Annotated in this window: 20 protein-coding genes, 2 tRNA genes and 1 other RNA gene; 10 read left to right on the forward strand and 13 right to left on the reverse strand. The window is 70.7% G+C overall.

Annotated features, from left to right (window positions below):
* On the reverse strand, nucleotides 1–2,196 hold a 2,196-nt coding region (locus ABZU52_RS20540; RefSeq protein ID WP_354972599.1), incomplete at its 3' end, for a DNA polymerase III subunit gamma and tau.
* Nucleotides 2,197–2,389: 193 nt separating this feature from the next.
* Nucleotides 2,390–2,479, reverse strand: an RNA gene (gene ffs / locus ABZU52_RS20545) — signal recognition particle sRNA small type.
* Between the two features lie 82 nt (nucleotides 2,480–2,561).
* On the opposite strand from ffs, the gene ABZU52_RS20550 reads away from it, so the two are divergent.
* Nucleotides 2,562–2,646: transfer RNA gene (locus tag ABZU52_RS20550), tRNA-Ser, on the forward strand.
* 70 nt (nucleotides 2,647–2,716) lie between these two features.
* Here ABZU52_RS20550 and ABZU52_RS20555 read toward each other — a convergent pair.
* Together ABZU52_RS20555 and ABZU52_RS20560 are read right to left on the reverse strand one after the other, a co-directional pair.
* Entirely contained in the window at nucleotides 2,717–3,379 is a 663-nt protein-coding gene (locus ABZU52_RS20555) for a pentapeptide repeat-containing protein (protein ID WP_354972600.1), read from the reverse strand.
* Nucleotides 3,380–3,466: 87 nt separating this feature from the next.
* On the reverse strand, nucleotides 3,467–3,709 hold the full coding sequence (locus ABZU52_RS20560) for a flavin reductase (RefSeq protein ID WP_354972601.1): 243 nt from the start codon (nucleotides 3,707–3,709) through the stop codon (nucleotides 3,467–3,469).
* 198 nt (nucleotides 3,710–3,907) lie between these two features.
* Between ABZU52_RS20560 and ABZU52_RS20565 the strand changes: the two genes are divergently transcribed.
* A complete protein-coding gene (locus tag ABZU52_RS20565) occupies nucleotides 3,908–4,675 on the forward strand; it encodes a helix-turn-helix transcriptional regulator (RefSeq protein ID WP_354972602.1) in 768 nt (255 codons plus the stop codon).
* Nucleotides 4,666–4,857 (forward strand): DUF397 domain-containing protein, encoded by a 192-nt coding sequence (locus tag ABZU52_RS20570; RefSeq protein ID WP_354972603.1) that lies wholly within the window; start codon nucleotides 4,666–4,668, stop codon nucleotides 4,855–4,857. The genes ABZU52_RS20565 and ABZU52_RS20570 overlap by 10 nt, the downstream gene beginning before the upstream one ends.
* 361 nt (nucleotides 4,858–5,218) lie before the next feature.
* Here the strand turns inward: ABZU52_RS20570 and ABZU52_RS20575 are convergent, their stop codons facing one another.
* Nucleotides 5,219–6,877 carry a hypothetical protein gene (locus ABZU52_RS20575; protein ID WP_354972604.1) on the reverse strand — a complete coding sequence of 553 codons (1,659 nt, stop codon included), beginning with the start codon at nucleotides 6,875–6,877 and terminating at the stop codon, nucleotides 5,219–5,221.
* A gap of 202 nt (nucleotides 6,878–7,079) precedes the next feature.
* Here ABZU52_RS20575 and ABZU52_RS20580 point away from each other — a divergent pair, with 202 nt between their 5' ends.
* Together ABZU52_RS20580 and ABZU52_RS20585 are read left to right on the forward strand one after the other, a co-directional pair.
* Complete coding sequence (locus ABZU52_RS20580; RefSeq protein ID WP_354972605.1) at nucleotides 7,080–7,634, forward strand: hypothetical protein; 555 nt, start codon at nucleotides 7,080–7,082, stop codon at nucleotides 7,632–7,634.
* A gap of 92 nt (nucleotides 7,635–7,726) precedes the next feature.
* On the forward strand, nucleotides 7,727–8,221 hold the full coding sequence (locus ABZU52_RS20585; RefSeq protein WP_354972606.1) for a hypothetical protein: 495 nt from the start codon (nucleotides 7,727–7,729) through the stop codon (nucleotides 8,219–8,221).
* An 84-nt stretch (nucleotides 8,222–8,305) separates the two neighbouring features.
* Here the strand turns inward: ABZU52_RS20585 and ABZU52_RS20590 are convergent.
* Nucleotides 8,306–8,392 (reverse strand) — tRNA-Ser (locus ABZU52_RS20590).
* 75 nt (nucleotides 8,393–8,467) lie between these two features.
* On the opposite strand from ABZU52_RS20590, the gene deoD reads away from it, so the two are divergent.
* Entirely contained in the window at nucleotides 8,468–9,175 is a 708-nt protein-coding gene (gene deoD / locus ABZU52_RS20595) for a purine-nucleoside phosphorylase (RefSeq protein ID WP_074315244.1), read from the forward strand.
* A gap of 187 nt (nucleotides 9,176–9,362) precedes the next feature.
* Here deoD and ABZU52_RS20600 read toward each other — a convergent pair whose 3' ends face one another.
* The 4 genes from ABZU52_RS20600 to ABZU52_RS20615 all read right to left on the reverse strand — a co-directional run bounded on the left by ABZU52_RS20600 (nucleotide 9,363) and on the right by ABZU52_RS20615 (nucleotide 11,268).
* Complete coding sequence (locus tag ABZU52_RS20600) at nucleotides 9,363–9,809, reverse strand: nucleoside deaminase (RefSeq protein WP_354972625.1); 447 nt, start codon at nucleotides 9,807–9,809, stop codon at nucleotides 9,363–9,365.
* A 145-nt stretch (nucleotides 9,810–9,954) separates the two neighbouring features.
* The gene (locus ABZU52_RS20605) at nucleotides 9,955–10,482 is read right to left on the reverse strand and encodes a tRNA adenosine deaminase-associated protein (protein ID WP_354972607.1); all 528 of its coding nucleotides are present in this window, start codon (nucleotides 10,480–10,482) and stop codon (nucleotides 9,955–9,957) included.
* A 117-nt stretch (nucleotides 10,483–10,599) separates the two neighbouring features.
* On the reverse strand, nucleotides 10,600–10,767 hold the full coding sequence (locus tag ABZU52_RS20610) for a hypothetical protein (protein WP_354972608.1): 168 nt from the start codon (nucleotides 10,765–10,767) through the stop codon (nucleotides 10,600–10,602).
* Between the two features lie 111 nt (nucleotides 10,768–10,878).
* Nucleotides 10,879–11,268, reverse strand: coding sequence for a hypothetical protein (locus tag ABZU52_RS20615; RefSeq protein WP_354972609.1), 390 nt, complete (start codon nucleotides 11,266–11,268; stop codon nucleotides 10,879–10,881).
* 64 nt (nucleotides 11,269–11,332) lie between these two features.
* Between ABZU52_RS20615 and ABZU52_RS20620 the strand changes: the two genes are divergently transcribed.
* Together ABZU52_RS20620 and ABZU52_RS20625 are read left to right on the forward strand one after the other, a co-directional pair.
* Nucleotides 11,333–12,094, forward strand: a complete 762-nt coding sequence (locus ABZU52_RS20620; RefSeq protein WP_354972610.1) for a M23 family metallopeptidase — start codon at nucleotides 11,333–11,335, stop codon at nucleotides 12,092–12,094.
* A 1-nt stretch (nucleotide 12,095) separates the two neighbouring features.
* Nucleotides 12,096–13,169 (forward strand): PHP domain-containing protein, encoded by a 1,074-nt coding sequence (locus tag ABZU52_RS20625; RefSeq protein ID WP_354972611.1) that lies wholly within the window; start codon nucleotides 12,096–12,098, stop codon nucleotides 13,167–13,169.
* 133 nt (nucleotides 13,170–13,302) lie between these two features.
* Here the strand turns inward: ABZU52_RS20625 and ABZU52_RS20630 are convergent, their stop codons facing one another.
* On the reverse strand, nucleotides 13,303–14,283 hold the full coding sequence (locus ABZU52_RS20630; RefSeq protein ID WP_354972612.1) for a DMT family transporter: 981 nt from the start codon (nucleotides 14,281–14,283) through the stop codon (nucleotides 13,303–13,305).
* 130 nt (nucleotides 14,284–14,413) lie between these two features.
* On the opposite strand from ABZU52_RS20630, the gene ABZU52_RS20635 reads away from it, so the two are divergent.
* Both ABZU52_RS20635 and ABZU52_RS20640 read left to right on the forward strand, forming a co-directional pair.
* A complete protein-coding gene (locus tag ABZU52_RS20635) occupies nucleotides 14,414–16,084 on the forward strand; it encodes a DUF885 domain-containing protein (protein WP_354972613.1) in 1,671 nt (556 codons plus the stop codon).
* Nucleotides 16,085–16,175: 91 nt separating this feature from the next.
* Nucleotides 16,176–17,021 carry a hypothetical protein gene (locus ABZU52_RS20640; RefSeq protein WP_354972614.1) on the forward strand — a complete coding sequence of 282 codons (846 nt, stop codon included), beginning with the start codon at nucleotides 16,176–16,178 and terminating at the stop codon, nucleotides 17,019–17,021.
* Between the two features lie 260 nt (nucleotides 17,022–17,281).
* On the opposite strand, the gene ABZU52_RS20645 is transcribed toward ABZU52_RS20640, so the two are convergent.
* Complete coding sequence (locus ABZU52_RS20645; RefSeq protein WP_354972615.1) at nucleotides 17,282–18,745, reverse strand: DUF6114 domain-containing protein; 1,464 nt, start codon at nucleotides 18,743–18,745, stop codon at nucleotides 17,282–17,284.
* A 76-nt stretch (nucleotides 18,746–18,821) separates the two neighbouring features.
* The gene (locus tag ABZU52_RS20650) at nucleotides 18,822–19,445 is read right to left on the reverse strand and encodes a DUF6230 family protein (RefSeq protein WP_354972616.1); all 624 of its coding nucleotides are present in this window, start codon (nucleotides 19,443–19,445) and stop codon (nucleotides 18,822–18,824) included.
* Nucleotides 19,446–19,883: the final 438 nt, after the last annotated feature.

Consider the following 19,883-nt stretch of genomic DNA (forward strand, 5'->3'; position numbering starts at 1 on the left):
GTGCTCGACGAGATCGCCACCACCGTCGACCTGGCGGTCGAGGCGCTTCGCGGCGGTCACCGGGTGCACTACTTCGGGGCCGGCACCTCCGGCCGCACTGGGCAGCGCGCTCGACACCCCGGCGGATGCGTTCGTGCCTGGCGTGCCCGTCGCGCCAGGCGCGAGGTTTGAGCCGGGCGCGGGGTGCGGGTTCGCTGCGGTGGGCGGCGCGCTCGTCGGGCTGGCGGTGGCAGTCGGGGTCGTGGCGCTCGTCGCGGCGGGCGGCGTGTCCGGCCCGGAGGGCGGTGCCGCGGGTCGGGCCGGTGCGGCGGGCTGCGTGCGCGGTGAGCCGGACAGCGACACGCCACCGCGCTCGCCGGCCACCTCGCACCGGATCTGCCAGCGCCCGCCCAACTCCTCGTAGAGCGCGTCGGTGAGCACCGCCGCGTGGTCGGCCATCATCTTGGCCAGCACGGTGGACTTCACCGTCAGCACCAGCATGTCGCCGTCGAGTTCGCGGACCACCGCGTCGCGCATCAGGGCGGCGATCCGCTTGTTGGTCCGGTTGACCTTGCCGACCACGTCGGGCCAGACGCGGCGGACCGCGACCGCGTCCAGCGCGGCGGCGGGCGCGCCCGGTCGGGGCGGGGCGGGCGTGGCCGGGTCGGGAAGCACCGCCGACGGTGGCACCACGCGACGTGGGGCCGGGCCGGCGGGCGAGACGGGTACGGCCTGGTCGGCGAGAGCTGAGCCGGTCGACGCCCCGGGGGACGCCGGGATCGGCGAGTCGGCCGCCGAGACGTACGAGGCCGGCGCACCGGAGGTCGGAGCGGCGGGTGCACCGGTGACCGGACCAGCCGGGGCGGGACCGCCCGAGGCCGCAGCGCTCCGAGTCGGGGACGCCGCCGGGTCGACCGCCCACGGCGGTGCGGAGGTCGGGGCGTTCACCGGTGCCGGGGTGGCGGCAGCCTGGACCGGGGTGGCGTGCTGTGGGCGTACCCCTGGGTGGTTGGCAGGCGCGGCGCCGGCGGCGGCCGGCGGCGCGTCGGTGCCGGCGAGGGTGAGCCGGCGTTCCATCCGCTCCAGGCGTTGGAGCAGGCCGCCGGTGGAGTCGTCCACGCCGGGCAGCAGCATCCGGGCGCAGATCAGCTCCAGCAGCAGGCGGGGCGCGGTGGTGCCGCGCATCTCCACCAGGCCGTCGTGCACGATGTCGGCGCAGCGGGAGAGCGTGGCCGGGCCGAGCTGGGACGCCTGGGCGGCCATCCGCTCGATCTGGTCGGCGGGGCCGTCGATCAGGCCCTTCGCGGCGGCGTCCGGCACCTGCTGAATCACGATCAGGTCGCGCAGCCGCTCCAGCAGATCCGACGCGAACCGGCGCGGGTCGTGCCCGGCCTCGGCCACCCGGTCGACGGTGGCGTACGCGGCCGCGCCGTCCCCGGCGGCCAGCGCGTCGCACATCTCGTCGATCAGCGCGGCGTCGGTGACCCCGAGCAGCGCGGCGGCGCGGGCGTAGCTGACGCCCTCCGGACCGGCGCCGGCGATGAGCTGGTCGAGCACGGAGAGGCTGTCCCGGGCGCTGCCGCCACCGGCGCGAACCACCAGCGGGAAGACCGCCGGCTCGACGGCGACGCCCTCGGCCTGGGTGAGCTGCTCCAGGTACGGGCGGAGGATCTTCGGCGGGATCAGCCGGAACGGGTAGTGGTGGGTCCGCGAACGGATCGTGCCGAGGACCTTCTCCGGCTCGGTGGTGGCGAAGATGAACTTGACGTACTCCGGGGGCTCCTCGACCAGCTTGAGCAGGGCGTTGAAGCCCTGGGTCGAGACCATGTGCGCCTCGTCGATGACGTAGATCTTGAAGCGGCTGCTGGCCGGCGCGAAGAAGGCGCGCTCGCGCAGCTCGCGGGCGTCGTCGACACCACCGTGGCTGGCCGCGTCGATCTCGATCACGTCGATCGAACCGGCGCCGTCGGTGGCCAGTGAGCGGCAGGACTCACACTTGCCGCACGGCTCCGGGGTGGGGCCCTGCTCACAGTTGAGCGAGCGGGCCAGGATCCGGGCGCTGGAGGTCTTGCCGCAGCCGCGCGGGCCGGAGAAGAGGTAGGCGTGGTTGAGCCGTCCGCTGCGCAGCGCCTGCGACAGCGGCTCGGTCACGTGCTCCTGACCGATGACCTCAGCGAAGGTACGCGGCCGGTACTTGCGGTAGAGCGCCAGCGTCACTCGTCCCGCCTCCTCTCGACCGAGCCATTCTGCGCCGGTCGGGCGCGGGTGACCACCCACCCCGCCGACCCGGTGCCGGGTTGCCCTGGGTTGCGGGGCTTGATCGACTCGGCTTCCTGGAAATCGGGGTGTCCGCGTTCCCGGGATGCCCCGACATCACGGATGTCGAGTGGATCAACCGGCCCACAGACAAAAAGGCCTCCCGTGCACCCGGCAGAGCTCGCTTATCCTTGCTGCCTTCCGGCCCTGGGGAGGTTCACGAGATACCGCCGCACGGGAGGTGACGCCAAGCCTACCCGACCGCCCGTCGATCTTCAGGGGGTGGTGGGGTGGCCCGGCCGACAGCGGCCTGTATCCTGGCTCGCGGAGGATTCGCCTAGAGGCCTAGGGCGCACGCTTGGAAAGCGTGTTGGGTTTACACCCTCACGAGTTCGAATCTCGTATCCTCCGCTCGCCTGAGCAGCACGAACGACAGGGCCGGCCCCAACGGGACCGGCCCTGAGTCGTCTCCGCGGTGGGGTCAGCCCACCACCTGGACGTGCTCCGCGCCCTGCGCCGAGAACCACGACTCCAGCTCCGCGCCGCCGAGGGACCGGGTCGCTTCCTCGTCGACGAGGACCGGACCGACGACGGCACCCTTCGCGCCCTCGAACTGGCAGCCGAACATCCGCGCGCCGGTCAACACCGTCGGCATGCTCGGGCCGCCCAGCGTGCACCAGCGCAGGCTGGCCAACTCAAGATTGGCGCCGCGGAGATCGGTCTTGTAGAGCTTGGCGGAATTGAGAATCGCTTGCCGGAGATCCGCCCCTGCCAGAACGGCATCGTCGAGCTGCACCGCGAACAGTCGAGCCGAACGGAACAGCGCCTCACCGGCCGAGCAACCGACCATTTCCGCCTTGGCCAGGTCGGCGAAGGAGAAATCCGCGCCCTGCAACTCGGCGTTGGTCAGGTTGGCGTCACCGAGGTTGGCCTCCTCGAATCGGACACCGACCAGGTGAGAATTGGCGAGGTAGGCGCCGGCCAGGTCGAGACGGCTGAGGTCCGCGCCGCGAAAATCAAGAAAATCGCCCGACAGGTATGCCGTGGCCGAAGCGTCGGCGAACCACTTTTCCAGCGCTTTCCGCGCATCGGGGCTGTCTGGCCAGCGGAGCACATCGCCGCTGGCCCGCTTGTACTTGCTCATTTGTCGAACACCACCTTGCCGTCCCACTCCGACCTCGGCCTCGATCCGGAACTTAGCGTGTTCTCGCTTCGCGACGCGCTGGCGAGGTCAGGCGCGGGCGCGGGTCCAGCCGAGGAAGCGGTCGGTCAGGCGGGCCGGGTCGATGTCGGTGAGGTGTTCGCCGGCCTCTGTTTGCAGCGTCGCCAGGTAGACGGTCAACGCGAGCCGGTCGTGCCGGTATTCGCCGAGCAGCCGCAGCTTCGCCGCCGAGCAGGGCCAGGCGATGCCGCACGCGGCGCAACGCCAGGTGGGCCGGGTCGGCAGGTGGTTGCGGTAGCGGCGGCGGGGCATGGGCGGACCTCCTTCGCGGTGGACGGGGGTCACCCCGCCTCCCCGTCGGGGCGACCCCCGGACTGACGTCGACCGCCGGGCTCCTGCGCCTCCACCGGTCACGCCGTCTTCTGCGCACCACCCTCGGGTGAGTTACGAGACAGATACACCGCGTAGCGATATGGTCTTCAGATATCCAAGACATCCGATGGAGGGGCCGTGAACGATGCGCTTCGGGTGGCGCTCAGCGACACCGGGCACACCACCGAATCTCTCGCCGAGACCGTCGGCGTCGACCCGAAGACCGTGGGGCGCTGGTTGACGGAGGATCGCATCCCACATCCTCGGCACCGGCTGGCGGCAGCGGAGGCTCTCCACAAGGACGTGTCGGACATCTGGCCGGACACTTCAAGACGTCGTGACCCCATTTGGTTTCGCCCGTGGCAGGAGATCGAGCGCGAGGCGGTGTCGCTTCGGTCGTACGAGTCGACCGTTCTGCCGGGGTTGCTCCAGACCGAGGCGTACGCCCGCGCGGTGCTGAGCGGCGCGGGCCTGATCCCCCGGGGCGAGATCGAGCGGCATCTCACGGTCCGACTCGGCCGGCAGGGCGTGCTCAAGCGGGACGACCCGCCGCAGTTCACGGCGGTCGTCGACGAGGCGGTCATCCGCCGTCCGGTGGGCGGCCGGTCGACGATGCGCGAACAACTGTTGGCCGTTGCGGCGGCGTGCGTCGAGCCGCACATCCGGGTGCACGTCGTGCCCAGCACGGTCGGTGCCTATGCCGGCCTCAACGGACCTTTCGTGATCGCGCACAGCCACGACCACCGGGTCGCCGGCTACCTCGACAACCAACTTCAGGGACAAGTGGCTAGCGACCCCGAGGACATCGCCGCCATGATGGCGGCATGGGAGAACGTGCGCGGGGAGGCGTTGTCCCACTGGCAGTCGGTCCAACTCATCCAGGAAGTGGCGGAGTCATGGAGCTGAACGGCGCCCGGTGGCGCAAGAGCAGCCGCAGCAGCGGCAACGGCGGCAACTGCGTCGAGGTCGCCGACAACCTGCCCGGCGTCATCGGCGTACGGGATTCGAAGGACCCGACCGGCCCGGCGCTCGCCTTCGCGCCCACGGCCTGGCGCGCGTTCGTCACCCAACTCGCCCGGCGGGCCTGAACGACCCCGACGAGGCGTTGACCTCCGGCCGGTCCTCGGCCCAGCGCGGCCGAGAATACGCCGCGCCGATCCTCAGCCCAGCGCGGCCGAGAATGCGCCGCGCCGGTCCTCGGCCCAACGCGGCCGAAAGCGCCCGCGCCCGTCAACTCCGTCGAGATCTTGGACAGTTTCCGTTCGCACGGAACGGAAACTGTCCAAGATCTGGAGACTTGCTGCCAGGAAGCCCGGCCCGGCGGGGCATTCACGGCCGGGAAAAGCGCGAACGCCCGGCCGGTCCACGACAGACCGGCCGGGCGTTACCGCGCACCACTCAGAACCGCGCACCACTCAGAACCGCACGCCACTCAGAACAGCGCACCACTCAGAACAGTGGGCCGCCGCTTTGCGGCCCAGCGATCCGGAGACCGTAGCGCTGGGGCCAGATAATCTCCGTCCGCTCGGCCAGACCGCTCCATGTCTTGTTCTGCGGTGCCAGCCCGCCGGGGGATCCGTAGAACGGGTTGATGACCCCGGACGGGTATCCGGCGAGGTCACCCTTCACCTCTTCGCCGGGGGACGCCACGACGGCGTCGAGCCCGCCGTCGCGGCTGAGGTTCAGCAGGGCGATGGCGGAGCCGAACTTGTCGTTCTTCTCGGAGCCATCCGGGACGGCCGAGTGGTTCTGGTCGAACCCCTGCGCCCCGACCCCCGTCAGCCCACCGGCGGACCCCTTGAGCAGGGTGATGCTGCCGGCGTCGGCCCGCGAGCCGATGTCCTCGCCGGGGCTACCGACCAGCACGTCCGCTCTGCCGTCGCCGGTGACGTCGCCGACCGCCAGCGCGCCGCCGAAGCGGTCGTCAGCCTCGGGGGCGTCCGGCACCCCGGCCGTACGCTGGGTGATGATCTGCACCGCGCTGCTGGACAGGCCACCGGAGCGGCCGGCGAAGGCCGCGATGAGGCCGCCGTTGATGTCTGGGGTCTGCGCGCCGGAGGCTCCGACGACCACCTCGCCCAGCCCGTCGCCGTTCAGGTCGCCGACGGCGAGCGCGTCACCCAGGTACCAGGCGATGGTGCCGGTCCCATCGTTGGGTTCGATTGCCGCACCGGTGACCGAGGTGGCACCGGTGGATGACACACCACTCGCCGAGCCCCACATCAGGGTGACCATGCCGCTGCCGGCCCAGCTCACGCCATCGTTTTCCCGAGGAGCGCCGATGACCAGATCGTGGTAGCGGTTGTTGTCGACCTTTCCGATCGCCAGCGTGTAGCCGAACTGGTCGTTGTCCTCGGCCGATCCGGGCACCGCGGCCTGGTCCTGGTGGAGGTGCTGAGCGCCGGTGGCCGTGAGGCCGGCCGGGGCACCGAAGAGGACGGTGACCGCGCCGGCGCTCGCCTTGCTGCCGATCGACTCCCCCCAGGCACCGATGGCGAGGTCGTCGCGGCCGTCCCCGTTGATGTCGCCGGCGGCGAGGGCGGCCCCGAACTGGTCGAAGCTCTCCGGAGTATCCGGAACGCCCGGCGAATCCTGGTTGAAGTGGATTGCCGAGTCGACCACCAGGCCGTTGCGGCTGCCCGGAATGACCCAGACCCCGCCAGCGTGTGTCTTGTTGCGGGGATCCGGCTCGTCGGGGTTGCCGATCGCCAGGTCGTCGTAACTGTCGCCGTTGAAGTCGCCCGCCACGAGAGCCATGCCGAAAGCGACGGCGCCACTGTCCCCCGCTATTACACCAATGAGGTGGTCGACCTTTGCGGCCGAGGAGTACCGCACGGTGACCACACCGGCCGGGACCAGCGGCAGGTTGTACTCGAACGGGTCACCGGTGGCGGCGATGTCGTCGACGCCGTCGCCGTCGAAGTCGGATTGGCCGACACCCGTTCCCCGCAACCGGGGCGTCGCCTTCGGCCAGGACACCTGGTGGTGTTGGAGTACGACGCCGTCCCGGGTGATGGTCCGGACGCCCTCCGCGGCCTGCGCGGGGGCGCTCAGGGCCAGGCTGGCCAGAACAGTTGGGAAAACCAGAAGAGATGCGCTTCGTTGCACAGAGACCCCGTTTCGATAGGCGCCTGGACACAATAGGCAGTCGACCCGGTCGCCGAAATGAGTCGAACGGACAGTGCGGGTGACGGACCACCACAACTGATTCGAGGGTGGGCGCGGACGGCGGGTACCGTCCGGGGGCCGGCGGGCCCTGCCACCGTCGTACACATGTTCTATCCACAGCCTGTGGACGGCGGAGGGATTGATGGGTTACCAGCTCAGCGCGGTGGTCGCGGAAGCTGATCTGCTCCGCGAGCAGACCGCCGAGTTGGATCACGCGGTCCTCGGTGAACTGCGCCAGGACTTCGCGTTGCTGCCGCTCACCCCGCAGTTGGTGATCGAGCTGACCGGATCATTGCCAGATTTCGCGACGGACGACCGGAGCTCCGCGTGCCCGTTCGGCCTGGTGTTGTCGACGGCGTTGATCGAGGTGCTGACCCGCTGGTCACAGTCGGGGCCGGTGGCCTACCTGGAGGCGGAGTTCGGGGGCGGAACCGGCTACCAGTCGGCCGCGGTGTGGTTGGGCGGGGCGTTGTCCTGGGGTCCGTGCTTCGACGATGAGTTGGACGCGGCGCGCGAGCAGTGGCCGATCAACGGGGCGCTGACCCGTCTGGGCGTCGAGCCCGGCACCTGGATCGACCCGTTCGCCGAGCTGGGGTTGCACCTGGAGCGGAACACCGACGGCTGGCTGGCGCACGGACGGCGTCGACTCAGCGCCGACTACTGGGATGAGCTGGTCGAACAGTGGGAAAACCAGTAATCCGGCGATCGGCAGCAACCTGAGGGCTCCCGTTCCGTTGGGGACTGGGGGATTCCATGAAATTGCGACAATATGGCTTTGTTGCCACGCTGATGACGGCTGCCTCGATCGCGGGCAGCGGCGTACCGCCAACCGGGCCGATCCCGGAAGGTCGGCTCGCCGGCAGCGTGGAGATCATCGACCTGAACGGCCTGCGCAACATCGAGTTCGGTGCCACCGAGGACGAGCTGACCCGGCGCGGCATCCTGCGGACCAGCCTGGATGCCTGCGGCCCGGCGCTGGCTGGCCATGACACGGTCAGCCCGATCTTCGTGGAGGACAAACTCGTGCTGCTCTGGGTCGGCGACCCGATGCGAACACCGGAGGGGATAACGGCGGGCTCGCCCGTTGCCCAGGTCTGGAACCGCTACCCGGAGGTCAGCCGGCTGCGTGCTCCACAGGGGACGCACCGCCTCGACGGGTTACTCGCCCGCAGCGGCGACCGCGCGTACCTGTTCCTGCACGACGGGCGCACGGTCCGAAAAACCATCGCCGGGTACGCGGACTGGGCCCGCCGCCTCTTCAACGAGGGCGTCGGCCCCTGCTGACCTGCCCTCGGCGACGATCATGAAAAGGGGCGAAAACGCCCGGTCGATCCTCGCGGGTCGACCGGGCGTTTCGGCATTTCAGAGCGGTGGCGGAGGGATTTGAACCCTCGGAGGGCGTTAACCCTCACACGCTTTCGAGGCGTGCTCCTTAGGCCGCTCGGACACGCCACCGCCGACGAGGGTACAGGACCGCTGGTTCGGACGCCGAACCGGTATCGCCCGAGCCGGCCTGGCAGGATCTTTGCCATGAGTACGCACATCGGCGCGAAGCCGGGCGAGATCGCCGAGCGGGTCCTGATGCCGGGTGACCCCCTGCGGGCCAAGTGGATCGCGGAGACCTACCTCGAGGGCGCCACCTGCTACTCGACGGTTCGGGGCATGCTGGGCTTCACCGGCCGCTGGAACGGCGTCGAGGTTTCCGTCCAGGGCTCCGGCATGGGCATGCCGTCGGCCTCCATCTACGCCCACGAGTTGATCAACGAGTACGGCGTGAAGACGCTGATCCGGGTCGGCTCCTGTGGTGCCCTCAGCACGGACCTGCAACTGCGGGACGTGGTGGCGGCGATCGGGTCGTCCACCGACTCGAACATGAACCGGATGCGCTTCGACGGGCTGATCGACTACGCCCCGGTGGCCGACTTCGGGCTGCTGCGTACGTCGGTCGAGGTGGCGGAGCGGCGCGGCATCACCATGCACGTCGGGCCGATCCTGGCGGCGGACGCCTTCTACACCGACCGGCCGGATCTCTACGACACCCTCGCCGACTACGGCGTGCTGGCGGTGGAGATGGAGTCGGCGGCGCTCTACACGATCGCCGCCCGGTTCAAGGCCCGCGCGTTGACCGTGCTGACCGTCAGCGACCACATCAAGACCGGCGAGAAGACCACGTCCGAGGAGCGCGAGCAGACCTTCAGCCAGATGGTCGAGATCGCCCTCGACACGATCATCGCCTGACCCGTCGGGTCGGCAGCACGCAGTGAGCGTGATGACTGTGGGGCATAGTGATGCCACACAGTCATCACGCTCTTTCGCATCATGCCCGCCCGGCCGGACAGCGGTCAGCGCCTCCGTCGGGGAGATCAGCAGCGATTCGGCGAGGACACTCGGTGCGACCTGCCGCCGGCCTGACCGGCGACCCGGCTCAGCGGAAGAACGCGCGCAGAACGGTGGCGGTCTCGGCCTCCAGCACCCCGCCGTAGACCTCGGGGCGGTGGTTGAGCCGACGATCACGCAGCACGTCCCAGAGCGATCCGGCCGCGCCGGTCTTGGGCTCCCACGCGCCGAACACGACTGTGGAGACCCGGGCCAGCACCAGCGCCCCGGCGCACATGGTGCACGGTTCGAGGGTGACCACCAGGGTGCAGCCGTCCAGCCGCCACCGGCCGGTGCGCTCGGCACCTCGGCGTAGGGCCAGCACCTCGGCGTGGGCGGTGGGGTCGCCGGTCAGCTCCCGCTCGTTGCGTCCGGTGGCCAATTCGGTGCCGTCCGGCCCGTAGAGCACCGCCCCCACCGGCACGTCGTCGACGTCGGTGTTGACTGCGTCGTCGACGGGCGGACCGGCGACGGCGATCTCCAGGGCGCGGCGCATCCACAGCTCGTGCCGCTGCCGTCGACCGACCTCACCCGGGTCGGCCAGGCCCTCGTGGGCGCCGGGCCCGGCGCGGCGCACCGCACCGGGGGTCGGCTGGCCTGGCCGGATCAGCTCCAGGGACGGATCGGTGGCGTCGGCCGGCTCAGACCTCACGCAGCTCCTCGACCTCGTCGGCGCAGCCGAGCACCTGGCAGATCTCGGCGGTGACGTCCGCCGGCATCATCCCCTCGTGGGTGCAGAGGGTCAGCAGCTTCTGCGCGGAGATGCCCAGGTCGGCCAAGAGGTCGGCGTCACCGACCGGGTCGGCCTCCGGGTCGACGACGGGCTGCTCGCTCTCCTCGTCACCGGTGCTCACCGGGCGTGGCTCGTCGTCACCGTCGAGCCCGGTGACCGAGGTCTTCAGGTCACCGACCAGCAGCGACCCGAGGTGCGACTCCTCGGCGTACGCGGAGTCCGAACCGAACACCCGCAGGTCCTCGCCCTCGTCGAGGCGCAGGATCACCAGGTACGCGTCATCGGCCTCGACGAAGAGCAGCGACACGTCGGCCTCCTGGTCGACGTCACGCAGCCGATCGGCAACCTCGTCGATGTCGGTGGCGCCACGCAGGCTGACCTCGGCGGCGGTCCAGCCACTGTCGTCGCGCACCACGGCCGCTGCGAAGTACGACACGGTCCCCCCAATAGCCCTCGACACAGCGTCGACTCGTTACGCGTGCACGTTAGCCGGTCGGGTCGGCGGGCGACCCGTCAACGCCCCGACGCGCGGGTCATTCCTGACAAAGTCGGATCAGCCGACGACTCGACGGCGGGTCGCGATGAGCTGACGCAGATGCTCGGTGCGCTGCCGCTGCGGTCGGCTGCGCTGTCGGACCGCTCGGGCGCCCGCCAACTCGGCCAGCAACTGCAGGCGACGGCGACTGCGATCGGGATCCTGCCGGGGAGTGGTCCAGGCCATAGTGCCGAGCGTGCCGAGTCTCGGCGGTCACGTCAAGGCGGCGTTCGCTACGCAGCCAACCGGGCACACGGTGCAGTCACCGACCGCCTTTTCGGGGCCGGTCCGTACCGGTCACCACAGCGGCCAGTCACCACTGGTCGCCCAGCGGACCGCCACCACGGCGGCGGCGATGCTCCAACCACCGGCCGTGACGATGGCGACCCCGGTGGCCACCCCTCGGTCGCCGTGGCGGACCAGCACCAGGGCGGTCACCCACGCCAGAAGGCCGGCGATCACCGTCCACCACGCGTAGCTGGCCAGGTCGGTGCCGAGCAGGCCGAACAGCAACAGCCAACCGGCAGCCGCGGCACCACCGGCGGCGACCCCAGCGCCGGTGATCGGGTGCGGCTCGCGGTAGGTGGGCCGGGTCGGGGGGCCGGAGGGGAAGAGACCCGACGGGGTACGCGGCGCCGGGCGGGCGGCGCCGAAATCCGGGCCAGGTTCGGGTCGGGCAATGGTCACCGTCGCTGCCCTCCCTCACGCGTGCCGCTCGTGTCCACGGTACCGGCTCTGCCAGGATGACCGAATGTCCTCGCCGACGATCAGCCGCCGCGCTCGTTCGGCGTACCCGATGCTGCTGCTGCTCGCCCCGGTGCTGGCCGCCGGCTGCGCGACCACCCGGCCGGGGGTGCCCGACGGGGCCGCGCCGACGCCACCGGCGGTCTGGGCGACCGCCGACCAGCGGGCGTCGCAGTCGCCAACGCCGACGGCGACCGCCCCGAGCCCCCCGGCGCCGTCGTCGGCCAGGCCGTCGGCGACGGCGCCCCGCACCGGGCTGAAGCATGTCTTTCCGGTACGCGCCGACAACGTCGACTACCACCCGACGCACGGGGCGTACCCGGCGACGGACCTCTTCGCCGACTGCGGTGAGCCGTTCGTGGCGGTGACCGACGGGACGGTGCTGGAGGTGAGCCGCGTCGACCGGTACCGCAAGAGTGGGCCGCAGGGGCCGGACAACGGCGGCCTGTCGGTCTCGCTGCTCGGTGACGACGGGGTGCGCTACTACGGCTCGCACCTGAGTGTGGTGACCAGCGGCGTCGACGCCGGAACGCGGGTCCGCGCCGGGCAGCAACTCGGCAAGGTGGGCCGCACCGGCAATGCGAACAACGTCTGCCATGTGCACTTCGGCATCTCGCCGGCGTGCACCGGCAAGGACGGCTGGTGGATCCGGCGCGGGGTGCTCTGGCCGGCGCGTTACCTGGACTCCTGGCGGCGGGGCGGCAACCTGGAGCCGGCCGCCGAGGTGACCGGGTGGCAACGCAAGCACGGCTGCCCGAAGGCGCCCTGACATGGCACGCGCGAGAGATCCCATCGCCGACCTGCGCCGGATCGCGTTCCTGTTGGAGCGGGCCAACGAGGCCACCTACCGGGTACGCGCGTTCCGGTCGGCGGCGAAGGCGCTGGCCGGCCTGTCCACGGCCGAGCTGACCGAGCGGGCCGGCAACGGCACGCTCACCGAGTTGGCCGGGGTCGGTGACGTGACGGCCCGCTGCGTGGCGGAGTCCCTCGCCGGTGAGGAACCGGTCTACCTCCGCCGGCTGGTGGCGACCGAGGGCAGCGACCTGGACGCCGAGGCCACGGCGCTGCGCGCCGCCCTGCGCGGCGACTGTCACACCCACTCGGACTGGTCCGACGGCGGCTCACCCATCGAGGAGATGGCGCTGGCCGCGGTGGAGTTGGGCCACGAGTACCTGGTGCTGACCGACCACTCGCCCCGGCTGACGGTGGCCCGGGGGCTGACCGCGGACCGGCTGCGCCGGCAACTCGACCACGTGGCGCAGGTCAACGCGGCGCTGCCCGAGGGTTTTCGGATCCTCACCGGGATCGAGGTGGACATCCTCGCCGACGGCTCGCTGGACCAGGACGACGACCTGTTGGCGCGCCTCGACGTGGTGGTCGGGTCGGTGCACAGCGGCCTGAAGGACGAGCGGTCGAAGATGACCCGGCGGATGCTGAGGGCCGTCGCCAACCCGCACCTGGACATTCTCGGCCACCTCACCGGCCGGATGGTGTCGTCCCGCCCGGCCGGGGTGACCGGTCCGGGCGATCGGGGGCACCGCGCCCGTACCCGGGCGGAGAGCGACTTCGACGCGGACGCCGTCTTCGCCGCCTGCGCCGAGCACGACACCGCCGTCGAGATCAACTCTCGGCCGGAGCGGCAGGACCCCCCAAAGCGCCTGATCCGCCGCGCACTGGAGGCGGGCTGCCGGTTCGCCATCAACACCGACGCGCACGCGCCCGGCCAACTCGACTGGCAACGGTTCGGCTGCGAACGCGCCGCCCTGTGCGGCGTTCCCGCCGAGCGTGTGATCAACACCTGGTCGGCAGAGCAACTGGTGGCCTGGACGCACGACCGCCGCTGACCAGCCCAACCCGCCCCCTCGGCGGCGGCCCGGCGGCGGCCCGGCGTTGATCAACTCGCGTTTCAGGAAATCGGGGTGTCCGGGTCCGCCGGACACCCCGATTTCCAGGAAGCCGAGTCGATCAGGTGGTCGGTCAGCGGCGGGCGGGTTCGGCGGCGGGGGTGGCGGGTGCACCGACGCCGACGACCGGGCTGCTCTGGCGGCGACTGAACATCCCCTGCGAGACCGCGACCCCGAGCAGCACGATCAGCGCGCCGACCGGTTGGTGCCAGTTGAGTCGTTCGTCGAGTGCCACGGCACCGATCAGCACCGCGAAGATCGGGATCAGGTACGTGACGGTGGACGCGGTGCTCGCGCCGGCCACCCGGATGTTGCGCATGTTGATCACGAAGGCGAGCCCGGTGCCGAGCGCGCCGAGGGTGAGCACACTCGCCACCACCCCGGCCGACAGCTCGGTGGGCAGCGGCGGCAGACCGGCGACGAACGGGGTGACGATGGCCAACTGCGCGGCGGCGAGCAGCAGTTGCGCGGTGGAGAGCGACAGACCCGAGTACGCGCTGCCGGCGACGAACCGCTTCTGGTACGGGATGGCCACGCCGTAGCAGGCCGCCGCACCGAAGCACATGAGCTGCCCGGTGAAGTGCGCCCCGCCGATGCCCTCCCAGACCCCGAGCACCACCAGCACCCCGACGAAGCCCAGCCCGAGCCCGACCGCCCGGCGCAGGGTGAGCCGCTCGGTGCGGAAGACCAGCACCGCCAACGGCAGCACGATCAACGGCGTGGTGGCGTTCCAGATGCCGGCCAGCATCGACTCGACCCGTTGCTCGCCGTAGCCGAAGAGGGTGAACGGCACGGCCACGCCGAAGGCGGCGACGACGGTCAGATGCGCCCAGACCCGGGGCTCGCGGGGCAGCCGGTCGCGCAGCACGGCGAGGACCACCAGAAGGGTCAGCGCGCCGGCGACGACCCGGTAGAGGGTGAGTTGCACCGGGTGCAGCTCGGCCACCCCGACCTTGATGAAGAGGAAGCTGGAACCCCAGATCGCGGCGAGGGCGATGAAACCGGGCAGCCAGGCGCGGACCGGCGCTTTGTCAGGAGTGGTATCGGTGGTCACCCCTGACACTCTGCCGCAACCGTACGGCAAAGTCGCGCGCCTTTCGGCCGTCACGCCGTGCCCGAACCCGCAGCTCCTCCACGACAAACGTCGGCGACATGGGGGTGGGGCGGTCACGTAGGGTCGCAGCGTGGGACGAATTGATGAACTCGCCAACCGCTACGTGGCCGAGTGGGCGCCGTTGAGCCCCACCGGCGCGACCTTCGTCGGCATCGCCGGCCATGATGATCAGCTCGACGACCTGTCGCCCGACGGCTACCGGGCGCGCGCGGACCTCACCCGCCGAACGCTCACCGAGCTGGAGGTGACCGAGCCGGAGTCCGAATCGGAACGGACCGCCAAGGAGGCCATGCAGGAACGGCTCGGCCTGGACCTTGCCCGGTACGAGGCCGGCGAGGTGACCAGCGAGGTCAGTGTGATCGCCAGCGGCCTGCACGAGATCCGCATGGTGTTCGACCTGATGCCCACCGCGGCCAGCGACGAGCAGGCCAACATCGCCGCCCGGCTCAACGGCTTCCCCGCCGCGCTGGAGGGCTACAAGACCACGCTGCGTGAGGCGCTCGCCGCCGGTGAGGTCAGCTCGAAGGTGCAGCTGGTCGAGGTGGCCAAGCAGTGCGACATCTGGGTCGACCCGACCGGGGACAACTTCTTCCACGGGCTGGTCGAGCGGCTCGGGGCGGAGGGCACGCTCGGTTCGGAGCTGCGTCGAGGTGCGGCGGCGGCGACCGCGGCGACCGCCGAGTTCGGCCAGTTCCTGCGTACCGAGCTGGCCCCGCACGGGCGGGACAAGCAGGCCGCCGGCCGGGAGCGCTACGAGCTGGCCTCGCAGTACTTCCTCGGCGCCAAGATCGACCTGGACGAGACGTACGCCTGGGGCTTCGCGGAGCTGGCCCGCCTGGAGGCGGAGATGCGCGTCGTGGCGGGGCGCATCGCCGGCTCCGGTGCCACAGTCGACGAGGCCGTGGAGAGGTTGGACGCCGACCCGGCCCGGACCATCCAGGGCAAGGAGGCGTTCCGGGACTGGATGCAGGCGCTGGCCGACAAGGCGATCACCGAGCTGCACGGCACCCACTTCGACATCCCGGAGCAGGTCCGCCACATCGAGTGCTGCCTCGCCCCGACAAGCGACGGTGCCATCTACTACACCGGCCCGAGTGAGGACTTCTCCCGCCCGGGTCGGATGTGGTGGGCGGTGCCGCAGGGCATCAGCGACTTCTCCACCTGGCGAGAGGTGACCACGGTCTACCACGAGGGCGTGCCGGGTCACCATCTCCAGGTGGCGCAGACCGCCGTCCGGGCCGACCTGCTCAACCGCTGGCAGCGGCTGCTCTGCTGGGTCTCCGGGCACGGTGAGGGTTGGGCGCTCTACTCGGAGCGGCTGATGGACGAGCTGGGTTACCTGGAGGACCCGGGCGACAAGCTGGGCATGCTCGACGGCCAGGCGATGCGCGCGGCTCGCGTGATCGTGGACATCGGCATGCACCTGGAGCTGGAGATCCCGAAGGACAATCCCTTCGGTTTCCACCCGGGCGAACGGTGGACTCCCGAGCTGGGCTGGGAGTTCATGCGGGCGCATTGCCGGGTTCCGGACGAGAACCTGCGCTTCGAGCTGAACCGCTACCTGGGTTGGCCGGGGCAGGCCCCGTCGTACAAGGTGGGTGAGCGGATCTGGCTCCAGGCCCGCGACGACGCCAAGGCCCGCAAGGGCGCCGATTTCGACCTGCGCGAGTTCCACCGGCAGGCGCTGGACCTGGGCGCGCTGGGTCTCGACCCGCTGCGCCGGGCGCTGGCCCGGCTCTGAGCCACCGCTGAGCCCTTGACGGCTCCGCCCGCCGGGGATAAAACGATCCTCGGCGGCGGAGCCGTCCTCTCGGGTAGGTCAGGGGTGGGCGGTGGGTGGTCAGCTTCGGCGCCTCGCGGTGCTGCTGCTCGGCGCGGTGCTGCTGGGCACCGTCGGCCTGAGTTTGGGCTCCTGGGCCGGCGGCCGTGGTCACACACCACCCACCGATGATCAGGCGCGGGTCTTGGCCGGGGAGTTGCTCCCCACCACGTCGCCGGTCAACTCTGCTCGGGTCGTGCCGGGCTCTCGCTGGGGCGTCGCTCTCGCCGCCGACGACCTCGGCTCAGGTCGGGTGTCCTTCTGGTACGCCAGCGATGCAGACTGCGCGCTCTCTGCGCAACTGCGGCACAACGCCGCGGCGCAGGGGTGGCACGACATCAGCCGCACCACCGGGTACCTGTGCGACGACTGGCGGGCCGAACGGGACGGTTTGACCGTCACACTCGAGCACTCGCCGACCGGGGCGAACCTCATCGTGGCGCCGAGCGCGCCGGACAGGTTCGTCGTCGTCACGGTCGCCGGCACACTTCTCGGGGCCGCCGCCGGCGCGGCGTTGTTCTGGCTGCTGGCACGGCGACGACCACCCGTACCCCTGGTGGTCGGCACCCTCGTGACAGTCGGCCTGCTTCCGGGCGTTGCCTTAACCTGGTTGACCCTGCAGGGTCCGAACCTCCGCACCGAGCCGGTCTGGCCCCTCTGGCCGGCCCTCGCTCCGCTGCTGGTGCCGCTGTGGCTCGTGCTTCTGCCCCTGGGTGTGTGGGCCCTCAGAACCCCCGCAGCTCGCGGTAATGACAACCGGACCGTGGCTGTCGTAGCTGTCAGCTGGGTTCTGGGCTCGCTCGCGGCGATCGCCGCGCTGCTTCTCCTGTTCGCTCTGGCGCAACCCACGAGGCCCTAGAGTCGAAAGGCCGTGCCGGCGACGCCGTCGAGGCGGTTGACCGGGTAGATCTTGGACAGTTTCCGTTAGCAGCTAACGGAAAGTGTCCAAGATTGCCAGCGATGGCGGGTGAAGCGGCTCGTGCGGGAGCGTCTGGTCCGTGTTGCAGCCGGAAATCGACTCGCCGCGACACGTCCCCGACCGACGGGCGTCGGCGGTCAGGCCCTGGGGCCGCGCGACGGTAGCTTCGCACAGACCCGTCGGGTCGGCCATCGCGCCGTTCAGCCGAGAGTCAGCGCCAGCGCCGGCCGCGCGGTGAGCGTGTTGCTGGTGACGTACGCCAGGTCGATGACCGGGTCGGTGAACGTGACCGAGAAGGGCAGAGTGACCGGGATGCCGTCCGGCAACGGCAGGTCCGGCGTGAGAGTGATCTTGATGCCGAGCAGTTTGCCGACGAACCGGGTCGCGTAGAAGGCCACGTCACCGGTGACGGTCAACCGGTCGGTCGCGTACCGCTGGTTGCGGCCCTCGGGGCCGTCGGCGCGCAGCAGAAAGTCGTCGGTCACCGCCTCCCGCATGCTGAACTTCAGCACCCTGAGGTCACCCTTCACCGTGTGCAGGTCGGTGATTCCCTCGAACCGCAGTTGGGTCATCTTGACCGAGGACCCGGTGAGCTTTGACGGCGTCTGTGCGACAGTCGGCAGATTCGGGTCGGCGGCGATGCGCGGCAACGGCTTGCCCGGCTCCACAGTCCCCGGCTTGTCCGGCGCTGCCGGCCGGTCCGGCCTCCCCGGCGTGCCCGCCGGCGGCGACGGGCAGCTGACCGACGGGGGGCGGGTGGACGTCGTACCGCTCGGTCGGACGGTCGGGCTCGGTGACGGCGTCGCGCTCTCCTTGCGACCTCCACCGGTGAGCAGGTCACCGAGTCCGTCCAGGATGTCGCCGATGATGTTGCCGTTCTGCGTCGGGCTCGGAGTCGGGGTCGGTGTGGCCGCGCTGCGACTGGGCGACGGGGTGGCGGTCCGGGACGGGGCGGGACAGGCGGACGTGGCCGGTCGGGGCGATGCGGCCTGCACGGGCCGGGGCTGGGCGGCCAGACCCGCGGCGGCGAGGCCGAGTACCACCAGGACGATGCCGAAGGTACGCGGATCAGCCGCCCGCCCCGGTCCATTCGCCGGCTCCGGCTCCGGAACGGCCTGTTGCGAAACGGCCTGCTCCGGAACGGCCTGCTCACGAACAGCTTGTTCGGAAATGGCCGACTCGGGAGCGGGCTGGTGCGGAATGGCCTGTTCGTCGGCCAACCGCTCGGGTAGGGCCTGCACAGGGCTCGACCCGTCGGCCTCAACCGACGCGGGATGGACCGGCGTCCAGGCGAAGGCGAGCGCGCTGCCAACGATGCCGAGCAGCAGACCGACGAAGAAGCCGCCGAGGTTGAGCCCGATCAGCGAGTACACCGCGGTGACCGCCGCGACGATCGAGTAGAACAGCCGCTGCGCCGGGGTGAACCAGAGCAGCAGGCCACAGGTCACCAGGATGATCGGGATCAGCAGCGAGAGCAGACCGGTCGCGCCGCTGTGGAAGCTGAGGCCGTTGAGGGTCATCCGGGTGGAGCCGAACATCTCCAGCCCGGCCAGGACGATGAGCAGTCCACCCCAGAACGGCCGGCTGCGCTGCCAGCGGCGGAAGAGCCGCCACGCCTGAGCCGGACCACCGGGCCGGGCGTGGGACGGGTTCGCGGTTGTCACGTACTCCTCCTGGCCGAGCGGGGACGGGGACATGGGCCCGGCCCGCGGTGCTGACCACCGCGGGCCGTGGCTCACCTCAGAAGCACTCCTTGCCCTTGGCGTCGTCACCCACGTTGACCTTGAGTCGGAGGCCGACCAGGTTGAACGTGGCCGCCGTCGTGTAGCGGGACACCTGTTGCAGGTTGGTGATGGTGACGTGGTCGGAGTTCTGGCCGAACGAGCCGGCCTGCGCGGTCGGGTTCAGATCGGTGGCGTCCCGACCGATCCTGATGTTGGTGAAGGTCGCGTTGCCGTTCAACGAGTCCATCGCGATCAGCAGGTCCTTGGCGCGGGCGGGTTCCTTGCCCTCGCCGGCGTTGATGGTGAGCACCACCGGCAGGCCCGGCAGGTCGGCGCGGACGGACTGGCAGAGGCTGTACAGCTCGGCGCTGCTGATCTCGGAGAGCGCGACCGGGTGGACCTGGCCGGTCTTGCCGTCCTTGCCCTTCTCGCGGACGATGCCGCCGTACTGCTTGAAGCCGTCGCCCTCAAGACGGTCGGCGCCGATCTTGAACGTCTGCCCGGAGACGGTGATGTCGGACGCGATCGCGCCTGTCGACATTCCAAACAGGATGGCGCCGGCGGCCGCCGTGGCGGGCACCATCACGGCGGCGAAGCGCCGCCATCGGGTACGACCCTGACTGTCTAACCGATCCTGCACGGGTTCCTCCTCGGGTCGATGCGCGCGAGTGGCCGGTCCGGAACGGGCGGCCCACACACTGGGAACCCGCGTTCTCTGTTACCGGCTGGTAACCATCGAACTTGATGGTGCACCCGTTGCGGCGCAGGTCACAACCCCCCGATTACCGGGCGGTAACAGTCGGGCGACCCGGCGGAGGTGAGGCGTCACGGATCGTCAACGCATTCGCCGTCACAACCCTCCGATATGCCACCAAGGCGGGCGCAGCCCGGTGGAGGTGTCAGCGCAGGGTGACCATAGATTGACTAATTACAATCAAGTAACAAATGTAAAGCACGCAGGTGCTCCCCATGACCGAGGGGTGGGGCGCCGGGCGGGGCCCCCCCCCCCGCAAAAACCCCCGCGTACACGGGACAGGCAGCGCCACCCCCCCCCCACCCCCGGCGCGGGCGGGCACCC

It is taken from the genome of Micromonospora sp. NPDC005220, from assembly GCF_040607895.1.
Taxonomy (GTDB): Bacteria; Actinomycetota; Actinomycetes; order Mycobacteriales; family Micromonosporaceae; genus Micromonospora.